This is a genomic window from Alteriqipengyuania lutimaris (assembly GCF_003363135.1).
GTDB lineage: Bacteria > Pseudomonadota > Alphaproteobacteria > Sphingomonadales > Sphingomonadaceae > Alteriqipengyuania > Alteriqipengyuania lutimaris.
In genome coordinates, this window is the sequence record NZ_QRBB01000001.1 from 2,455,386 (window position 1) to 2,474,394 (window position 19,009).

Here is a 19,009-nt window from a genome sequence, read left to right on the forward strand (position 1 = left end):
TCCCTCACAAGGGAATATTGTCATGCTTCTTCCACGGGTTGCTCAGCTCTTTCCCGCGCAGCTTGCGCAGTCCCAGCGCGATCCGCCGCCGGGTCGAGTGCGGGTAGATGACCTCGTCGATATAGCCGCGTGAGGCGGCGACGAAGGGGTTGGCGAAGCGGTCTTCGTATTCCTTGGTCTTCTCGGCGATCTTTTCGGGATCGTCGCGGTCCTGGCGGAAGATGATCTCCACCGCGCCCTTCGCGCCCATCACCGCGATCTCCGCAGTCGGCCAGGCGTAGTTGAGGTCGCCGCGCAAGTGCTTGGACGCCATCACGTCGTACGCGCCGCCATAGGCCTTGCGGGTGATGACGGTGATCTTGGGTACGGTCGCCTCGGCGTAGGCGAACAGCAGCTTCGCGCCGTGCTTGATGATACCGCCGAGTTCCTGGCTGGTGCCGGGGAGGAAGCCGGGCACGTCGACGAAGGTCACGATCGGGATGTCGAACGCATCGCAAAAACGCACGAAACGCGCGGCTTTCTTCGACGAGTTGATGTCGAGCACGCCCGCCAGCACCATCGGCTGGTTGGCGACCACGCCCACGGTGCGGCCCTCGACCCGGCCGAAGCCGCAGATGATGTTCGCGGCATGCTTGGGCTGGACCTCGAAGAAGTCGCCGTCGTCGAGCGTTTTCGCGATCACCTCGTGCATGTCGTAGGGCTGGTTCGCATTGTCGGGGATCAGCGTGTCGAGGCTGGTCTCCTCGCGATCCCACGGGTCATTGCTCGGCATTTCGGGCACCGGCTCGCGGTTCGACAGCGGCAGGAAGTCGAAGAAGCGGCGCGTCGCCATCAGCGTTTCGATATCGTTCTCGAACGCATCGTCGGCCACGCTGGTCTTGGTGGTGTGCGTCACCGCGCCGCCCAGCTCTTCCTGCGTGACGACCTCGTTGGTGACGGTCTTCACCACCTCGGGCCCGGTGACGAACATGTAGGAGCTGTCCTTCACCATGAAGATGAAGTCGGTCATCGCGGGGCTATAGACCGCGCCTCCCGCGCACGGGCCCATGATGACGCTGATCTGCGGGATGACGCCCGACGCGAGCACGTTGCGCTGGAACACCTCGGCATAGCCGCCGAGCGAGGCGACGCCTTCCTGGATGCGCGCGCCGCCCGAATCGTTGAGGCCGATGACCGGCGCGCCGACCTTCATCGCGGTGTCCATCACCTTGCAGATCTTCTCCGCATGGCGTTTTGACAGCGAACCGCCGAAGACCGTGAAATCCTGGCTGAAGACATAGACCAGCCGGCCGTTGATCGTGCCCGATCCGGTGACGACGCCGTCGCCCATGATCTGCTGGTCTTCCATGCCGAAATCGGTGCAGTCGTGGACCACGTAGGTATCGAGCTCCTCGAAGCTCCCCTCGTCCAGCAGCACATCCAGCCGCTCGCGCGCGGTCAGCTTGCCTTTGGCATGCTGCGCATCGATCCGCTTCTGACCGCCACCCATGCGGGCGGCTTCGCGGCGCTGTTCCATTTCGGCAATATTGGCTGACATCGGCATCCCTCTGAAACTTTGCGGGATGCGTTGCACGGCTGGGCCGCGGTGGTCAATCGGTGGAGGGCGGCGGAGGGGGCACAGGATCGCGCGTGTGCGGGTATTGGGTGGCAAACCGCTCACGGCTTTCGGGCGAGCCGACCACGAGGACCGGCGCATCGCCGCAGGCTTCGCGCAGCTCGCGTTCGGCCTGCGCGCCGATATAGGCGCTGGGCGGCCCGCCCCAGCTCATCGGTTCGCCAAGCCGGGCGCGCGTCTGCCCGCCGACCCGGTCGGTCAGGATGTAATAGCCCTCTGGATCGCGATCGAGCCCGATCTCGGCGTGGAAAAAGGCGAGCTTGTCCGCCTCCCCATCGCCCTGCGTCGCCCAGAAACAGCCGTCGCGCAGTTCGACGCGGCCGGACAGCAGGGCCTCGTTCTGCGCGCCCGTGCGGGCCGAGGATGCGGGCCAGTAGCGGATGCCGGGCTTCGCCGCGTCGGAGACTGCGGGCAGGTTCATCGCGGGAACGAAGGTCCATGAAATGTGCGTGGGGACATCCCAGCCCTGCTCGTCCGCCCATTTTTCGAACTGACTTTGCGTCATCCCGACGTCGAGGTGGGTCAGCGGACCGTCCGGCCCCTTGCCGGCAAACCCGGCTCCCAGAAGTGCATGCCGTGCCTCCAGCCGGTCATACCACGCCTGGCCGATCTCACGCGCGTTGGCGGGCGGTGGCGTGGTGGCATCGCGGCGGACATAGTCTTCGCCATCCAGCCGCGCTTGCCTGGCCAGCTGCGCATATTCGGGCGTCGGCGCCTCGACCTGCGTCGCGTAGCTTAGCGGTGCGCCCGGCTCCGGGGGTTCGGCCGAGTTCTCCTCGCCCGTTGTCGGGGCGCAGGCTGCGAGAAGGGCGATCGAGGCGGTGAGGATGCGCATCGTGGCAGGATCGCGGCAGTCGGCTTGACCGCCGCTGAACCCCGTATCAGCGCATCAGCACCAGCTCTTCCGCCATCGTCGGGTGGATCGCGACGGTCGCATCGAAGTCCGCCTTCGTCAGCCCGGCCTTCACCGCGATCGCGGCGGCCTGCATCATCTCGGGCGCTTCGGGCGCGATCATGTGGATGCCCACGATCTTGCCGCTGTCGCCGTCGCAGACCATCTTCATCAGGCTGCGCTCGTTGCGGCCCGCGAGCACGTTTTTCATCGGCCGGAAGTCGGACAGGTACACCTTCACGCTGCCCAGCTTCTCCTTCGCCTCGCCCTCGGTCATGCCGACTGCGGCGATCGGCGGATGGCTGAACACCGCGCTGGGCACGCAGCTGTGATCCACCGCGACCGGATCGCCGCCGCCGAACACGGTTTCGGCAAAGGCCTGACCTTCGCGGATCGCCACGGGCGTGAGCTGGACGCGATCGGTCACGTCGCCGACGGCGTAGATGTGGTCGACATTGGTCTTGCTGAACCGGTCGACCTTAATCTCTCCGCCCTCGCCCAGCTCGACGCCCGCTGTGTCGAGCCCGAGACCTTCGGTGTTGGGAATACGGCCCACCGCGAACATCACGAGGTCGGCTTTCTCCTCGTCGCAATCCGACAGCTTCACGAAATAGCCGCCATCGTCGCACGGCTTGATATATTCGAAGGTGGTGTTGAAGCGGAACTTGATCCCCTTCGTGGTCGATATCTGCAGCAACCGGTCGCGCACCGCCTCGTCATAGCTGCGCAGCAGCCGGTCGCCGCGGTTGACGATGTGAACATCGCAGCCGAACTCGTTGAAAATGCCCGCAAACTCGTTGGCGATATAGCCGCCGCCTGCAATGATGATCTTCTTCGGCAGTTCGTCGAGATGGAACGCGTCGTTGGAAGAGATCGCGTGTTCGGCACCCTGGCACTCGGGCATGCGCGGACGCGCGCCGGTGGCGATCAGGATGTGCTTTGCTGTGACTTTCCGTCCACTCGCCAGCGTGATCTCGTGCGGGCCGGTAATCTCGGCGCGCTCCTTGAAGATCTCGACGTCATGGCTCTCCAGCGTGTCGGTATAGGCCCCTTCGATCCGGGTCACATCGTCGAGCACGTTGTCGCGCAGCTTGATCCAGTCGAAGCTGCGCTCTCCGATATCCCAGCCGAACCGCTGGCAGTCTTCCAAGTCTTCCGCGAAATGGGCGCCGTAGACGAGCATCTTCTTGGGCACGCAGCCCCGGATGACGCAGGTCCCGCCGATCCGGTGCTCTTCCGCGATTGCAACCTTGGCACCCAGCGCGGCGGACACGCGGCTCGCGCGCACCCCGCCCGAGCCTGCACCGATGGTGAAGAGGTCGTAATCATATTGGGGGTCGGCCATGTGCGCTCCAGCTTGCAAGAGCGCGGGATATGGCGGGCGCGGGTTGTCTCTTCAACCGTCCCCCCAGGGATCAATCGTCGATCGCCCGGTTCGCGGGGTCCTGAAATACCGCGAGTGCGAGCGCCGCGACAGTCAGCGTGCGGGCAAGACCCGGATCGGTGCCGGTCGGCAGGATCAGTTCGGGGCTGCCGTTGAGCTCGAGCGCGCCGACTGCGCGACCGCGCTGTTCGAACACGTAACCGATGGGGGTGAGCATACCCATTGGCGTGCCCTCCAGTTCATGGGCAGAACGGATCCGCACGATCTCTCCACCGAGCGCGATCTCGCCGTATCTCTCGTAGCGATAGGACGCGGTGCCGCCGCCGGTCACTTCCTGCAGCTCGAAGCGGGCGGGAATGTTGCGCCCGTCGGCCGTGAATTCGCAGCCATAGGCCATCGGCTTCGTCGTAACCTCGATCCCGTCGTCGAGCTTGAGCGCACGCTCGCGCATGCGGCAGCGCGCTTCGATGGTCGAGGAGATTTCCGGCCCGGCGATCGCGAAGCGCGCCTTGGCCGAACGCTGGATCCAACTATCGAAAAAAGCCAGTCGCCCTTCCGAGCGCTGGTAGGAGCCGTTGTATTCACCGGCTTCGAACTCGCCAGTGTTCCAGCCGTTGAAGCCGGAAATCCTGGTAGTCGTGACCGAGGAAGGAGTGAAGCTTGCGGGAAGCCGCATCTGCGCGGGCTGGATGGAGGAACAGGCGGCAAGCGCCCAGACCCCCAGAAGGGGAAAGAAACGACGCATGGGAAGAACTTTCACAAAGCGACGCGAGCGGGAGTGCAAGCGCCGTCTCCACGATTGCTACCGGAAATGTGAATGATGGCTGTCGGGCGAGAGCACGGCTCCACGAACCTCTTCGAGCCGTCGACCAGCAGTTACCTCAAACACCGATCCTAGCGGAATTTGACAGCCGGTTCCTCGATCGCAAGCTTGCGCGCCACGGAGGCAGTCTGCACCGCAAAGAGGCAGATCAGCAATACGCCCACGGCCCCGACGAAAAAGTCGAAGCCAGTGAACAGGCCCACCAACGGAGTCGGGCCCAGCGCGATCATCGCCAGCGTCATCGCAATCAGGATCAAACGCAGTTCGGTGGGGCCCGCCTTCAGGTAGGACAGGCGCAGTTCGCCCATGACCCTTACCGACAGGAATGCGTGAATGGACATCAGCAGGTAGCCCGCCAGCGCCACCAGCGCGACTTCCAGCTGCACATAGCCCGAAGCACCGAGCCCCAGCACGACCAGCGTCGTCGCCAGCCCGTCGCAGCTGTGATCGAGGAAATAGCCGTAGCGCGGGCGCTCGATCCGGCGAAAGCGCGCGAGACTCCCGTCGAGCGAATCGCCGAACCAGTGGAGCACGTATCCGGCGATCGCGAGCCACATCCAGCCATCGCCCAGATTGCTCGCGGCATAGCCTGCGAAGACCGCAAGCGCCCCGATCATGCCAGCGAAGGTGAGCATGTCCGGCGAAACCCAGCGGGGCATGCGCGCGCACAGGCGATCGAGCAGCCATCTTTCCCCGCGTGCCAGCACATTCTGCTGCACGCGGTGGATGGGTTGAGGGTTGGCGGGAGAGGCGTCGCCGCTGGATTGTACCGGGTCCATTGTGCGGTCGTATCGCGCGGCGAAGCGCCTCATGCAAGCTCTAGCGTGGGTGGTTAGCCCTGGCTGCTCGAACGTTCGCCACCGCCGCCGGGACGGCTGTTGCGCCGCCGCTGGCCGCCACTGCGGTTCTGGCCACCGGCGCCCCCACGACCCTGACCGCCGGGCTTGCCCTTGCGGTTCGGGTGCTTGTTCTTCGGCTTGCGCGCACCTTCGCCGATCGGCTTGGGGCTGACGCGCTGGCCGCGCTGCTGCTTGGGCGCGGGCTTGGTCGGGCCGACGCCTTCGACCACGGCGCGGAAGTTCTCCGGCAGCGGCAGGCGTTCGAACTCGGCATCGGTCGTCTTGCGGATATCCTTGAGATACTGCCGCTCGTCCTCGGCGCAGAAGGCAATGGCGATACCGTCGGCCCCCGCACGCGCGGTCCGCCCGATGCGGTGCACATATTGCTCGGGCACGTTGGGCAGTTCGTAGTTGATGACGTGGCTGACGCCGGGAATGTCGATCCCGCGCGCGGCGACGTCGGTCGCCACCAGTACCGGGGTCTTGGCGCGCTTGAACTCGTCGAGCGCGCGCTCGCGCTGCGGCTGGCTCTTGTTGCCGTGGATCGCGTTGGCCGCGATGTTCACCTGCGCCAGCTTCTTCACCACACGGTCACAGCCGTGCTTGGTCCGCGCGAAGACGAGCACGCGTTCGAGCTTGCCGGGGATTTCGTGGCGACCCGACAGGATGAGTTCGAGCAGGCTCTGCTTCTCGTCCTGCTGGACCATGAAGAGGTACTGATCGATCCGCTCCGCCGTGGTGCTTTCGGGGGTGACCGAGACCTGCACGGGGTTGCGACAGTACTGGCTGACCAGTTCCTTGATCGCCTTGGGCATCGTGGCGCTGAAGAACAGCGTCTGACGATCCTTCGGGGTCAGTTCGTTGATCTTGCGCAGTGCGTGGATGAAGCCGAGGTCCAGCATCTGATCCGCTTCGTCGAGCACGAGGATTTCGACGCCGTCGAGGTTGAAAGCGCGCTGATCTATGAGGTCGAGCAGGCGGCCCGGCGTCGCGACGAGGATGTCGGTCCCGCGGTGCAGCTTGTTGCGGTCCTTGTTGACCGAGGTACCGCCGACGATCGACTGCACCTTGAGGCCCGCGAGCGCGCCGTAATCCTTGGCGCTCTGCGCGATCTGCCCGGCCAGTTCGCGCGTCGGCGCGAGCACCAGCATGCGGCAGGACTTGAACGGAGTCTGGTTGTCGGCATCGCGCAGGCGATCGATGCTGGGCAGCATGAAAGCGGCGGTCTTGCCGGTGCCCGTCTGCGCGATACCCAGCAGGTCGCGCCCTTCGAGAACGGGCGGAATGGCCTGCGCCTGGATCGGCGTGGGTTCCTTATAGCCCTGGAGGTCGAGCGCCTGGAGAACGGGCTGCGACAGGCCGAGGTCTGAAAACTGTGTCATAGGAAGTATAAAACTCGCAAAATATGCGGCGCGCAGAGTCACAGCTCGCGCGGCGCGGGTGTCAAAACGACCCGCGTGAAAAGGGAAGTCTCTGGAAAAGGACCGAAGGGCTGCCGGGAGGGGCTTTGTCAGGCCGCTCGCTTCACGCAGGCGCGCGCTTCGATAGGCCGCAGATGGTGCATTGCAGCGGCAAAGTCAATGCGGTCCCTTCGCATTTGCGAAACTCTCTGCTTTCGCGCACGTTGCGAAAGCGAGGAAAGGGGGCATTCGCGATGATCGAACCCATCAGCGAAACGATCGACGAGAGCACGGCCTTGCTGGCCGACCCGCTTCACGCTGCGCTCGCCGCGGGGATGGCGGTGGTTCTGGCGCTGGGACTGCACGCCGCGCTGTTCTTCGTGCTGCGGCGGTTCGCCCGGCGGACCGACGAAAGCGCGGACGATATCGTCGTCCGCCATCTCCATCGCCCTACCCGGCTGGCGTTCGTCGTCCTGGCGCTGATGATGGCGGCGCGCGAGGTTCCCGAACTGCGCGAAGTGTGGTCCGATATCGCGACCTTCGTCCTGCCCGCCGTGGTCGGCTGGATGGCACTCGCGATCCTGCGCGCGCTGGTCGAGGCGGCGAAGCTGAAGGCCGACATTTCGGTGGCGGACAATCTCAAGGCTCGGCGCAAGCGGACCAAGTTGACGATGTTCAGCCGTATCGCGACCTTCATCATCGTCTTCGTGACCATCGGCCTGATGCTGCTGGCGATCCCCGGCGTGCGCGACATCGGGGTGACGCTGGTCGCCTCGGCAGGTCTCGCGGGCCTCGCGGTCGGCGCCGCCGCCCAGCCTGCGCTCAAATCGCTGATCGCGGGCGTGCAGATGGCGCTGACCGAGCCGATCAATATCGACGATGCCGTTGTGCTCGAAGGCGAATGGGGCTGGATCGAGGATATCCGCACCACCTACGTGGTGGTGAAGATCTGGGACGAGCGGCGGCTGGTGGTGCCGACGAGCTATTTCCTCGAGAAACCCTTCCAGAACTGGACCAAGCAGACCGCGCAGCTGCTGGGCACGGTGTTCCTCCATCTCGACCCCAAGGCCGCGATCGGCCCGCTGCGCGAGGAATTCCTCCGCCAGGTGGCCGAGAACCCGCGCTGGGACGGCCGCGTGAAGGTTGTGCAGGTGACCGAGACGACGCGCGATTCCAAGGAAGTGCGCCTGCTGATGAGTGCGAAGGACTCGCCCACCTTGTTCGACCTCAGGTGCGATATCCGCGAGGGCATGATGGAATGGCTGGCGGACAACCGCCCGCAGGATTTCGCCAAGCTGCGGCTGGTGGAAGAGGTGGACGCCGACGCGCCTGCCTAGGTGGTGGCTTTCGCTCCGAACGGGCCGTTGAGCTTGAAGATCTTCCAGTTGAGGATCGCCGCGAAGCTGACCCACGCCAGATAGGGCACGATCATCCAGCTCGCCGCGACCGACCATTCGCGCAGGAAAATCGTCAGCGCGAGCACCGAAGCCCACAGGAACGGCACCTCGACCAGCGCCCAGTCGGGGCGTTTCGCAGTGAAGAACAGCGGCGACCACAGGAAGTGGAACAGCCCGTTCGCGAGATAGAGACCGATCAGCAGCGGGCGATCGCTCTCGGGTGCGCCATTCCATGCGAGCACGAAAGCCCAGCCCGCCAGCGCGAGGATGGTCGTCCACGCGGGGCCGAACAGCCAGTCGGGCGGCTGCCAGCTGGGCTTGGCGAGATCGTGGTACCACGCGCCGATCTTGGTCAGCAGCCCGCCGCCGGCAGTAAGGACCAGCGCCCACACCACGGCGAAGATGATCGGGAAGGTCATGGCCGAACGCTACGCGCGCTCGTCACCTCTGACAATGATGTTGCCTATCGGACAGTCCCATTCGGTACGCAGGAGCGCGAGAGCAGCCTGCGCTGTCCGGCTATTCCGCGCCCAGCTGAGCCATCGCCACCTTCTGCAACGCTTCGGCCACCTTCGGGTCGATCCCGAGCTCGTGCGCCGCGCGTTCCTGCGGGCCGAACCGGCGTACGTCGTAGCCCGTGATCTGCGCGAAGATCACCAGCGCTTCGAGGTAGGACCCTTCCGCGCTGGCGTGGTAATGGTCGTAGCTCCACAGGTCGATCTTGCCGTAGTCGCGCCCGTCGTAGGGATTGGGGTCCGCGATGCCCGTCGCCATCGCGCGGTTCCACGCCTCCCCCACCGGGATCACGCCGTCGATTTCGTCCGACGCGGCATCGGCCTGGTCGAGTCCGCGCCGCACATCCAGCGTCATCGCCTCGACCGGCTGTCCGTACCAGTGCCCTTCCGGCTTCCATGCCTGGTCGGCGCGGGTCCAGGTGGCCAGCAGGTAGACCTGCACATCGTCGTTCTGGGCCGCGAACATATCCGCCAGCGCGGGCGCATCGCGCACGGTGTCGCTCGCATCGCCGGGCTTCTGGGGATCGAGGACGGAGAATTGCTGCATCACCACCACATCCCACGGACGCTCGATCTGCGCGCGCCGCTCGTTGAGGTGGAAATCGAGCGTGGTGCCGCCGCGCGTTTCGTGGGCGACGCTCCATGCAAGATCGGCCTGCTCGGCGAACTTTGCGAACAGCGCGGGGATCCCGCCCACGCCTTCGCCATTGATGTCCTCCACACTGTCCGGCCGATAGCGCAACACGGCGGAATTGGCGCCCATGGTGAAGCTGTTGCCGACGAAGAGGATGCGCTGCGGCGCGTTTTGCGACTGCACGGATGCGGGCGCCTCCTGCGCCACACCGGGTGCGCAGGCCATGAGGGAACACGCGCCGAGGATGGTGGCAAAGAAACGGATCATTCGCTCAATCCCGCCGCCTCAAGCAGCGCCTTCGTGCTCGCATCGAAGTCCGCCGCGCCGCCTTCGATATCCTTGGCCATCTTCTTGCCCAGCTCGACGCCGAACTGGTCGAAGGGGTTGATGCCCATCAGTACCGCATTGGCGAAGGTGCGATGCTCGTGGAAGGCGATCAGTGCGCCGAGCGTCGCCGCGTCGAGATCGTCGCACAGGATCGTCGCGCTGGGGCGGTTGCCGGGAAATTCGCGCGCCGGGTCTTTCCCGTCGGCGCTCATATTGCCGCCCGCCATCAGCGCCGCACCCTGCGCGAAGCAGTTGGTCAGCAAAATCGCGTGATGCGCCGGGTCCAGCGCATCCCCCGGAGCGATGCTCGCAATGAAATCGACCGGCACGAGATGCGTGCCCTGATGGAGCAGCTGGAACACCGCATGCTGCGCATCGGTGCCCACCCCGCCCCAGGTGATCGGGGCGGTCGGGCCGTCGACCGGCTCGCCCTCGGACGTCACGCGCTTGCCGTTGCTCTCCATTTCCAGCTGCTGGAGATAGCTCGGAAACAGCGCCAGCCGCTCGTCATAGGCAAACACGGCACGGGTCTGGCAACCGCGCGCACGGGCGTAGTACTGGTCGGCAAAGGCCGCGCGCAGACACAGGTTGTCGCGGCCTTGCGCGTCGCGGAAATGCGCATCGACCGCCGCCGCACCTTCCAGCATCGCGGCAAAATCGTCCCACCCCGCAGCCAGCGCCACCGGGAAGCCGATGCTCGACCACAGCGAGTAACGCCCGCCGACGCTTTCCATGAAGGGCAGCACGCGCGTCTCGTCCACGCCCCATTCCACCGCGCCTTCGGGATTGGCGGTCAGCGCGACCACGCGCCCGTGCGGGTCGTCGACGCCGTTTTCGCGCAGCCAGCGCAGCGCGCTTTCGGCATTGGTGATCGTCTCGATCGTGGTGAAGGTTTTCGATGCCACCGCGATCAGTGTCGTCTTCGGGTCGCATGCCGCGAAGGCCTGCTCCAGCGCCACCCCATCGATATTGGAGACGACATGGCAGTCGACAAAAGCGAGGTCGCGCGTGAGCGCGTCGATCGCGAGCGCGGGGCCGAGCGCGGAGCCACCGATGCCGATGTGGATCAGGTGATTCACATCGCCCAGCGCGCCTTCCCGGATCGCCTCGACCAGCATCTGCATCCGCGCGAGCAGCGCCTGCGCTTCCTCCACGCTCGCCTCGCTGCCGAGGCCGCGCTGCGCGGTATGCTCCGCCGCGCGGCCTTCGGTGACGTTGATCGCGTCGCCCGCAAGCAGCGCCGCACGCTTGGCGTCGAAATCGCTCGCCTCCGCCAGATCCTCGAACGCATCGAGCATCTCTTCGGTCAGGTGCGTCTTCGACCAGTCGAAGCGGATGCCGGCGACGTCCTCACCCTCTCCCCAGCCGATCCGGCCCGAAAGCCGTTCCACCCGGCCTGCGTCCTGCGCGAAGAGATCGGCCAGCGCCGTGTCGGGCAGCCCCTCGATCCGCTTCCAGGCTGCTGCTGCGTTCTTGCTCCCAAGATCGGTCATCGTCGTAAAATCCTGTTGCCTGCCTGCCATCAGCGCCTAGGTGCTGAGACGATGGATGGAAAGGGTGAAGCTGACGGTGCCGGTGGCGCCGACGACCGGTCGCGCGGTGGCGGGCTCGCCAGCCTGCTGACGCTCGTGCTGTGCGTCGCCCTTGTCGCACTGGCCGTGCGGACCTTCGCCTTCTCGCTCTTCACGATCCCGAGCGAAAGCATGCTGCCGCAGCTGATGCCGGGCGACACGATCGCGGCGAAGAAGTGGCCCTTCGGCTATTCGAGCAATTCGCTGCCCTTCGACCTCCCGCTGATCCCGGGCCGCTGGTTCGCGCACCAGCCCCAGCGCGGCGATATCGTGATATTCAAGCACCCGGTCGACGGCACGGATTACGTCAAGCGCGTCATCGGCCTGCCGGGCGACGAGGTCGCGATGCGCAATGGCTTCGTCGTCCTCAACGGCCAGGTCCTGAGCCAGGCGAGCGCCGACGATGCGATCGTCGCCGTCAGCCCCAACAGCCCGTGCGGCTGGGGCGGACGCGAGGAAGCGCGCGCTGCGGGCGGTACCGATTGCCAATACCGCCGCAACCGCGAATACCTTCCCTCTGGAGTCAGCTACGAAGTGCTCGACTTCGGTCGCACCCCGCAGGACAACTGGGGCCCGCGCGAAGTGCCCGCGGGCACGATGTTCCTGCTGGGCGACAATCGCGACAATTCGATGGACAGCCGCTTCCCCGCCCTGCCCGGCGGCGGTATCGGCTTCGTCAGCCAGAGCCTGCTGGTGGGCAAGCCGGGCACGGTGCTGTGGTCGTTCGACGGCACCGGCGAATGGCTCGATCCCGAAAGCTGGCCGGCAAGCCTGCGGCGCAACCGGACTGGAAAACCGCTATGAGCGATTGGAACGCGACCAGGGCATGGCTGCGCGAACTGGGCTTCGCCGCGCAAGACGAGGCCGCCTGGACCGAGGCGCTGACCCACGGGAGTCTGGGCGAAAAGCGCGATTACCAGCGGCTCGAATTTCTCGGCGACCGTGTGCTCGGCCTCGCCATCGCAGCCTGGCTGTTCGAGAAACAGCCCGATGCCAGCGAAGGCGCACTCGCCCAGCGGCTCAACGCGCTGGTCAGCAAGGCCGCCTGCGCGAAGGTGGCGCGCGCGATCGGCGTGCCAGACCACCTCCGGCTGGGTCGGCAGGCGCGCGACGATGGCGCATCCGATAGCGACAATATCCTCGGCGATGTGATGGAATCGCTGCTCGGCGCGCAGATGCGCGAAGCCGGGTACGAAAGCGCGCGCGACCTCGTGCACATCCTGTGGGCCGAGGCGGTCGACGGCGACGCGGGGCGCGCGAAGCATCCCAAGTCGGCGCTGCAGGAATGGGCGGCGGGCAATCGCCGCAGGCCGCCGGAATACGAACTCGTCGACCGCTCCGGCCCCGATCACAACGCGCGCTTCACCGTGCGCGTCTCGGTCAACAAGGTCGGCGCGGCGGAGGCCACCGCCAGCAGCAAGCAGGAGGCCGAGACGGCGGCCGCAAAAGCGTTTATGGAGCAGTATGGGTAGGCGCAGGTGCTTGCACTCCCCTCCCTTGGGGGAGCGGTCGGGGGTGGGTGTACTGCCTCCCGCAATCGCTGGGCCACCCCCACCCGGCCTCCCCCTCGAAGGGGAGGGGAAAAGGTTATATGACTGATAAATCTACCAAATGCGGCGTCGTGGCCGTGCTCGGCGCGCCCAATGCGGGCAAGTCCACGTTGGTCAACGCGCTGGTCGGCCAGAAGGTCGCCATCACCAGCGCCAAGGCGCAGACCACCCGCGCACGGATGCTGGGCATTGCATTGCACGACGGCGATGACGCCAACACGCAGATGATCCTGGTCGATACGCCGGGCATCTTCGCGCCGCGCCGCCGGCTCGACCGCGCGATGGTCAGCGCCGCGTGGGAAGGCGCGGAAAGCGCGGACGCGGTGCTGCTGCTGGTCGATCCGATCAAGCAGCGTCGGCACGAGCTGGAGCCGCTGATCGAACAGCTGGCGGGCCGGCCCGAAAAGAAGATCCTCGTCCTCAACAAGGTCGACAGGGCGAAGAAGGAGCCGCTGCTCGCGCTGGCGCAGGAGCTGGGCACGAAAGTCGATTTCGCGGAAATCTATTTCATCTCCGCACTGACGGGCGACGGCGTTCCGGAACTGAAGGATGCGCTCGCCCAGCTCTTGCCCGAAGGCGTGTGGATGTATCCCGAAGACCAGGTGTCCGACGCGTCGGAGCGCCTGCTGGCAACCGAGATCACGCGCGAACAGCTCTATCGCCAGCTGCACGAGGAACTGCCCTACGACAGCGCGGTGCGGCCCGAGAAGTATATCGAGCGTGAGGATGGCAGCGTCGAGATCCACCAGCAGATCGTCGTCGCGCGCGACAACCAGCGCGCCATCGTGCTCGGCAAGGGTGGCAGCAGGATCAAGGAAATCGGCACCGCCGCGCGCACCGAACTGAGCGAGCTGCTGGGACGCAAGGTCCACCTGTTCCTGCACGTCAAGGCGACGGAGAACTGGGCCGAGGACAAGGAAATGTTCGAGGAAATGGGGCTCGACTGGACGAAGTGAGCGGGTCGCGAAGTCGCCGGCCTTTCCGGCATCCCCGATCGACCGAAACGGCAGCATTCTAGCCCCTGTGAACTAGAATGCCCGTCCGATAGGCGCTTCCCTCCCGCGATCGTACCCTGAAGGCTCACGTCAAAAGGAGGATCAATCATGACGAGCATTCGCACTCTTTCGCACGAAGAACACGACCTGGTCGGTGGCGGCAATCCGGAGATGCAGTCCGACCTCTACGACTACTGGCCGGGCGGCTATCCGGTCGGCGACCTCGAAGACCGCTTCCCGGGCGGCGAATGGGTCGGCAACAGCTTCTACCCCAATGGCGCACCGAGCATGCCCCAGGGGTGGAGCCACTAGTTCCGGGAAGCCGGAACGGGGCGCCGCCGACCGTGAAGGCGGCGCCCCGCAGGGCAATCGCGTCTAGGCTCCGGCGTGTGAGATACATGATGGTGCCAATGCTCATGGAGCTTTTGCGGGCCGCCGGGGGTCCGCAGAGGTATCCGCGCAACGCAGCGCGAGGAGTGGAGCGAAATCCCCGGCCGTCACACTAGCCGTTCCGGACTAGAACATCCGTTCGATATGCGCCGATTGTTCGCGATCCTACGCTGAAGGCCCATGTCAACAGGAGGATCAATGATGACCGGCATCCACACGCTATCGCGCGAAGAACACGACATGGTCGGCGGCGGCAATCCCGCGCCCGGCCAGAGCTGGTACGACTACCTCAACGAGCGCTTCCCCGGCGGCGAATGGGTCGGCAACAGCTTCTACCCCAATGGCGCGCCCGACATGCCCCAGGGGTGGAGCCACTAATTCCAGGAAGTTGGAGGGGGCACCGTCGAGCCTGAAGGCGGCGGCGCCCCCTCCGGATAACTGCCCATAGAAAATCGGGAACGCCCGCCGGCCCGGTGGGCGTTTTCGTTTCCGCTCCGGAAATGCGAGACTAGGTCTAGCGCCGATGCTTTTGCGCGATTGCGCGCGGCCGGGGTTCGCTGGGCACATGCACGCAAATCAGCGCGTACAGCCGAGCGGAAAGCTCGTCCGCAAGATCCACGCGTTCCTGGATGTCAAAGCGACCGGAGTGATCCGGCGTTGCGCACCTTGCCCGCGCGTCGGCAAGGCATTCAGCTTTCGTCTCCGTCAAATCGCTAGGATAGCCGCAGAACCTCGTCCGGACAGGCCGTGCGGGGCCGCATTGGCCACAATTCCGCAATTGGAGACCCTATCTTGCGCACCCTTCCCCACCTTACCGCTCTCGCCGCCGGCACGCTTTCGCTCTCGGCCTGCGCGGCCTACGATGCGCCGCCCACCTCCACGCCCCCGGCAGACGAATGCCCGGTCTACGAATCGCGCGACTGGCAGGCGTGGATCGACACGATGCCCGGGCCGGGCGCGAAGCCGACACTGCACATCACCGGCGAAGTCGACATGCCCACCCCCGGCTGGTCGGTCGAACTGATCGGCGGCCCGGCGGATCGCATGAACCCTCCCGGCCTGCGCTTCCGCCTCGAGGCCGAGAAGCCCGACGGCATGACTATGCAGGTCATCACGCCGACTGAAGTGCGCTACGCCGAAACGACGCCGTACTCGGCAATCCGCCAAATCGTCATCACCTGCGGCGATGAAGCGCTGGCGACCATCACCGACGTGCCGGTGGTGCAGTAAGGGGGAATTAAAGAACCCATCCGTCAGCCGCTTGCGCGGCTGCCACCTCCCCACTTGGCCTGCGGCAAAGCGGGGAGGATCACCCCAAGACAATCCTCCCCATTTTGCGAAGCCAAATGGGGAGGTGGGCCGATGCCGTTAGGCAGCGGCTCGGAGGGGCTAGCGAGCGCAGAGTCGCAGGATGCCTTCCGCGACTTCGTGCGGCGATCGCAGGACTTCGCTGGCAGCGATCCGGAGCACCTTAATCCCCTGCTCGCGCAACCATTCGTCGCGGATGGCATCGCGCGTCGGTGCAGTTCCGATGTCGTGCGCGATACCATCGATCTCGATGCACAGCTTCGCTGCGGCGCAGTAGAAGTCGAGCACGTAAAGGCCGAGCGGGTGCTGGCGGCGGAACTTGACGTCCGACTGTTTGCGCAATTCCCGCCAAAGAAGCACTTCGGGCAGCGACATCTTCTGGCGGAGCTGGCGAGCTCTGGCGGTATCGCCTGTTTTTTTCGGACGCGGCATTTTTCACCCCTCCGTCAGCCGCCTGCGGCGACTGCCACCTCCCCAAATGGCTACGCAATTCGGGGAGGATCATGCAACCGATCCTCCCCATTTTCGATGCAATCGCAAATGGGGAGGTGGGCCGACGCTAACAGGCGTCGGGTCGGAGGGGCTATCTCTACCGCTTCTTCGCAATCGCGATCTTGTTCTTCTTCGCGAAGTCCTTGGTCGATTCCTCGCTGCGGTTCAGGGCTTTGGCGATTTGCTTGAGGCCCTGCCCTTTGGAGGCGAGCGTTTTCAACTGGCCCGCCTCCTCACCCGTCCAGGGCTGCTTGTGCCGCTCGAACTTGTCCTTCGCCATCAGTCGTCCGCCTTCTTGGCGGTGGCTTTCGTCGCGGCAGCCTTCTTCGCGGCAGGCTTCTTCGCAGCTGCCTTTTTCGGCGCCGCCTTCTTCTTGGCAGGCGCCTTTTTCTTCTTCTTCGCCGGGCCCTTGGCAGCGCGGGCGTTGATCAGTTCGATCGCCTGCTCCTCGGTCACATCCTCCGGCTTTACGTCCTTGGGGATGGTCGCGTTGGTCGTGCCGTCGGTAACGTAGGGACCGTAGCGGCCCGGCATCACCTTCATCTCGGCCTCCGAGGTCGGGTGCTTGCCGAGCACCTTGATCGGCTCCGCCTTGGCGCGCCCGCGGCCGCCCTTCTGCGCCGCCTCGGCGAGCATGGTGACTGCGGCGTTCATGCCGGTTTCAAAGACATCGGCCGTGCTGGTCAGCTTGGCGTACTTGCCATCGTGCCGCAGGTACGGGCCGTAACGTCCTATGGACGCTTCGATATCATTGCCCGTCTCCGGGTGCTGGCCGACGATGCGCGGCAGGCTGAGCAGCTTGAGCGCCATCTCCAGATCGAGCTCGGGCACATCCTTGGGAATGCTTGCGCGCTTGGCTTCCTTGCCCTCGCCCAGCTGCAGGTACGGCCCGAAACGGCCCGTCTTGCGCTCGACCGGCAGGCCGGTCTCGGGATCTTCGCCCAGGACCGCATCCTCGGCCACCTCGTCGGCGTCCGAGCCCGGCTGCGCGAAACGACGGGTAAATTTGCACTCAGGGTAGTTCTCGCACGCGACGAAGGCACCGAAGCGGCCACCACGCAGGTGCAGGCGGCCCCCGGCGCGCCCTTCCTGGTCGCACAGCGGGCAGAAGCGCGGGTCCTTGCCGTCGGCGCGTTTGGGGAAGAGGTAGTCGGAGAGGAACGTGTCGAGCACCGCCGTGATGTCCGACGGTTTCTGCTCCATGACCTCGTCCGACTTGGGCTTGAAGTCCTTCCAGAACGCTTCGAGGATCGCCTTCCACTCGGCGCGCCCGCCGGAAACATCGTCCAGCTCTTCCTCCATCCCCGCCGTGAAGTCGTAGGCGACATAGGTGGGGAAGAAGCGTTCGAGGAAGGCGGTCAGCAGGCGGCCCGATTCCTCGGCGAAGAAGCGGTTCTTCTCGATCCGCACATATTCGCGGTCGCGCAGCGTCTGGATGGTCGATGCGTAGGTGGACGGGCGCCCGATGCCCAGCTCTTCCAGCTGCTTGACCAGCGATGCTTCGGAATAGCGCGGCGGCGGCTGGGTAAAGTGCTGGTTCGCCTCGACCGACTTGCGCGCCGGGGCATCGCCTTCGCGCATGTGCGGCAGCAGGCCGCCGTCCTCGTCGTCCTTGTCGTCGAAGCTTTCCTGATAGACCGCGAGGAAGCCGGGGAACTTCACCACCTGGCCGGTCGCGCGCAAGGAATGCTGCCCGCTGCCCTCGGTCAGCGTGACCGTGGTGCGTTCGAGCTGGGCGGTGGCCATCTGGCTGGCGAGAGCGCGCTTGAAGATCAGGTCGTACAGGCGCGCCTCATCGCCCGATCCCGCCTTGTCCTTGCGGAAATCGGTCGGCCGGATGGCTTCGTGCGCTTCCTGAGCATTCTTCGCCTTGGTCTTGTAAAAACGCGGTTTTTCCGGGCGATACTCGGCGGAGTAGCGATCGGTGATCGCATCGCGGCAGGCGTCGATGGCGCTCTGGTCCATGCTCACGCCGTCGGTACGCATGTAGGTGATCGCGCCCGCTTCGTAGAGCGACTGCGCGCACCGCATCGTGTGGCTGGCGGAGAAGCCGAGCTTGCGCGCCGCCTCCTGCTGCAGGGTCGAGGTGGTGAACGGCGGCGCGGGGTTGCGCTTGACCGGCTTGGTCTCGATCCCCTCGACCGTGAAGCGCCCGTCCTCGACCGCCTGCTTGGCGGCCATCGCGCTGCCCTCGTCGCCCAAGGTCATCTTGTCGAGCTTCTTGCCGTCGAGCGTGACGAGGCGCGCGGTGAACGGCGTGCCGTCCTGCTCGAAATTGGCGATGATCGACCAGTATTCCTCGGCCTTGAAGGCTTCGATCTCGCGCTCGCGGTCGACGATGATGCGCAGCGCGACCGACTGCACGCGGCCTGCCGACTTGGCACCGGGCAGCTTGCGCCACAGCACGGGGCTGAGCGTGAAGCCGAACAGGTAATCGAGCGCGCGGCGCGCCAGATAGGCGTCGATCAGATCCTGGTCGAGCGCGCGCGGCTTCTTCATCGCCTCGGTCACCGCGCCCTTGGTGATCGCGTTGAAGGTCACCCGGTCCACGTTCGTCGGCAGGCTTTTACGCTTCTTGAGCATGTCCAGCACATGCCAGCTGATCGCTTCCCCCTCGCGGTCGGGGTCGGTTGCGAGGACGAGGCGGTCGGCATTCTTGGCCGCATCGGCGATCGCCTTGACCTGGCTACGCTTGCGCTGGTCGGAATAGATCTCCCAGTCCATCGCGAAATCCTCGTCCGGCCGCACGCTGCCGTCCTTGGGCGGCAGGTCGCGGATGTGGCCGTAGGAGGCGAGAACCTTGAAGTCCTTGCCGAGATATTTCTCGATGGTTTTGGCTTTGGCCGGTGATTCGACGATGACGAGTTGCATAAGAGT

General features: G+C 65.4%; 19 protein-coding genes. 7 read left to right on the top strand and 12 right to left on the bottom strand.

Going from position 1 to position 19,009, the window contains the following annotated elements; all coding sequences use genetic code 11:
* Positions 1–4 precede the first annotated feature (4 nt).
* The 6 genes from DL238_RS11805 to DL238_RS11830 all read right to left on the bottom strand — a co-directional run bounded on the left by DL238_RS11805 (position 5) and on the right by DL238_RS11830 (position 6,935).
* The gene (locus tag DL238_RS11805) at positions 5–1,537 is read right to left on the bottom strand and encodes an acyl-CoA carboxylase subunit beta (RefSeq protein ID WP_115492902.1); all 1,533 of its coding nucleotides are present in this window, start codon (positions 1,535–1,537) and stop codon (positions 5–7) included.
* 52 nt (positions 1,538–1,589) lie between these two features.
* Positions 1,590–2,450: a hypothetical protein gene (locus DL238_RS11810; RefSeq protein WP_115492444.1), complete on the bottom strand. Its 861-nt coding sequence runs from the start codon at positions 2,448–2,450 to the stop codon at positions 1,590–1,592.
* Positions 2,451–2,496: 46 nt separating this feature from the next.
* The gene (gorA, locus tag DL238_RS11815) at positions 2,497–3,852 is read right to left on the bottom strand and encodes a glutathione-disulfide reductase (protein ID WP_115492445.1); all 1,356 of its coding nucleotides are present in this window, start codon (positions 3,850–3,852) and stop codon (positions 2,497–2,499) included.
* A 70-nt stretch (positions 3,853–3,922) separates the two neighbouring features.
* Entirely contained in the window at positions 3,923–4,636 is a 714-nt protein-coding gene (locus tag DL238_RS11820; protein ID WP_115492446.1) for a VV20781 family protein, read from the bottom strand.
* A gap of 149 nt (positions 4,637–4,785) precedes the next feature.
* The gene (locus DL238_RS11825) at positions 4,786–5,493 is read right to left on the bottom strand and encodes a CDP-alcohol phosphatidyltransferase family protein (RefSeq protein WP_115492903.1); all 708 of its coding nucleotides are present in this window, start codon (positions 5,491–5,493) and stop codon (positions 4,786–4,788) included.
* 53 nt (positions 5,494–5,546) lie between these two features.
* Entirely contained in the window at positions 5,547–6,935 is a 1,389-nt protein-coding gene (locus tag DL238_RS11830) for a DEAD/DEAH box helicase (protein ID WP_115492447.1), read from the bottom strand.
* A gap of 272 nt (positions 6,936–7,207) precedes the next feature.
* Here DL238_RS11830 and DL238_RS11835 point away from each other — a divergent pair, with 272 nt between their 5' ends.
* A complete protein-coding gene (locus tag DL238_RS11835) occupies positions 7,208–8,290 on the top strand; it encodes a mechanosensitive ion channel family protein (RefSeq protein ID WP_115492448.1) in 1,083 nt (360 codons plus the stop codon).
* On the opposite strand, the gene DL238_RS11840 is transcribed toward DL238_RS11835, so the two are convergent.
* From DL238_RS11840 to pgi, 3 genes are all read right to left on the bottom strand, one after another.
* Positions 8,287–8,769 (bottom strand): TspO/MBR family protein, encoded by a 483-nt coding sequence (locus DL238_RS11840; RefSeq protein WP_115492449.1) that lies wholly within the window; start codon positions 8,767–8,769, stop codon positions 8,287–8,289. The genes DL238_RS11835 and DL238_RS11840 overlap by 4 nt on opposite strands.
* Before the next feature lie 100 nt (positions 8,770–8,869).
* Positions 8,870–9,766 (bottom strand): DUF4886 domain-containing protein, encoded by an 897-nt coding sequence (locus DL238_RS11845; protein ID WP_115492450.1) that lies wholly within the window; start codon positions 9,764–9,766, stop codon positions 8,870–8,872.
* On the bottom strand, positions 9,763–11,319 hold the full coding sequence (pgi, locus tag DL238_RS11850) for a glucose-6-phosphate isomerase (RefSeq protein WP_115492451.1): 1,557 nt from the start codon (positions 11,317–11,319) through the stop codon (positions 9,763–9,765). Before pgi ends, DL238_RS11845 begins: the two co-directional genes overlap by 4 nt.
* Positions 11,320–11,370: 51 nt before the next feature.
* Between pgi and lepB the strand changes: the two genes are divergently transcribed.
* The 6 genes from lepB (at position 11,371) to DL238_RS11880 (ending at position 15,562) form a co-directional block, all read left to right on the top strand.
* A complete protein-coding gene (lepB, locus tag DL238_RS11855) occupies positions 11,371–12,201 on the top strand; it encodes a signal peptidase I (RefSeq protein ID WP_115492452.1) in 831 nt (276 codons plus the stop codon).
* Positions 12,198–12,869, top strand: coding sequence for a ribonuclease III (gene rnc, locus DL238_RS11860; protein ID WP_115492453.1), 672 nt, complete (start codon positions 12,198–12,200; stop codon positions 12,867–12,869). Before lepB ends, rnc begins: the two co-directional genes overlap by 4 nt.
* Before the next feature lie 119 nt (positions 12,870–12,988).
* The gene (gene era, locus DL238_RS11865; RefSeq protein ID WP_115492454.1) at positions 12,989–13,903 is read left to right on the top strand and encodes a GTPase Era; all 915 of its coding nucleotides are present in this window, start codon (positions 12,989–12,991) and stop codon (positions 13,901–13,903) included.
* Between the two features lie 147 nt (positions 13,904–14,050).
* Positions 14,051–14,254 (top strand): hypothetical protein, encoded by a 204-nt coding sequence (locus DL238_RS11870; RefSeq protein WP_115492455.1) that lies wholly within the window; start codon positions 14,051–14,053, stop codon positions 14,252–14,254.
* A 279-nt stretch (positions 14,255–14,533) separates the two neighbouring features.
* Positions 14,534–14,710: a hypothetical protein gene (locus DL238_RS11875; protein ID WP_181883903.1), complete on the top strand. Its 177-nt coding sequence runs from the start codon at positions 14,534–14,536 to the stop codon at positions 14,708–14,710.
* 414 nt (positions 14,711–15,124) lie between these two features.
* Positions 15,125–15,562, top strand: coding sequence for a hypothetical protein (locus DL238_RS11880; protein WP_115492457.1), 438 nt, complete (start codon positions 15,125–15,127; stop codon positions 15,560–15,562).
* A gap of 159 nt (positions 15,563–15,721) precedes the next feature.
* On the opposite strand, the gene DL238_RS11885 is transcribed toward DL238_RS11880, so the two are convergent.
* From DL238_RS11885 to topA, 3 genes are all read right to left on the bottom strand, one after another.
* On the bottom strand, positions 15,722–16,072 hold the full coding sequence (locus tag DL238_RS11885; RefSeq protein WP_115492458.1) for an endonuclease domain-containing protein: 351 nt from the start codon (positions 16,070–16,072) through the stop codon (positions 15,722–15,724).
* 157 nt (positions 16,073–16,229) lie between these two features.
* The gene (locus DL238_RS11890) at positions 16,230–16,412 is read right to left on the bottom strand and encodes a hypothetical protein (protein WP_115492459.1); all 183 of its coding nucleotides are present in this window, start codon (positions 16,410–16,412) and stop codon (positions 16,230–16,232) included.
* The gene (gene topA, locus DL238_RS11895) at positions 16,412–19,003 is read right to left on the bottom strand and encodes a type I DNA topoisomerase (RefSeq protein ID WP_115492460.1); all 2,592 of its coding nucleotides are present in this window, start codon (positions 19,001–19,003) and stop codon (positions 16,412–16,414) included. Before topA ends, DL238_RS11890 begins: the two co-directional genes overlap by 1 nt.
* Positions 19,004–19,009 lie beyond the last annotated feature (6 nt).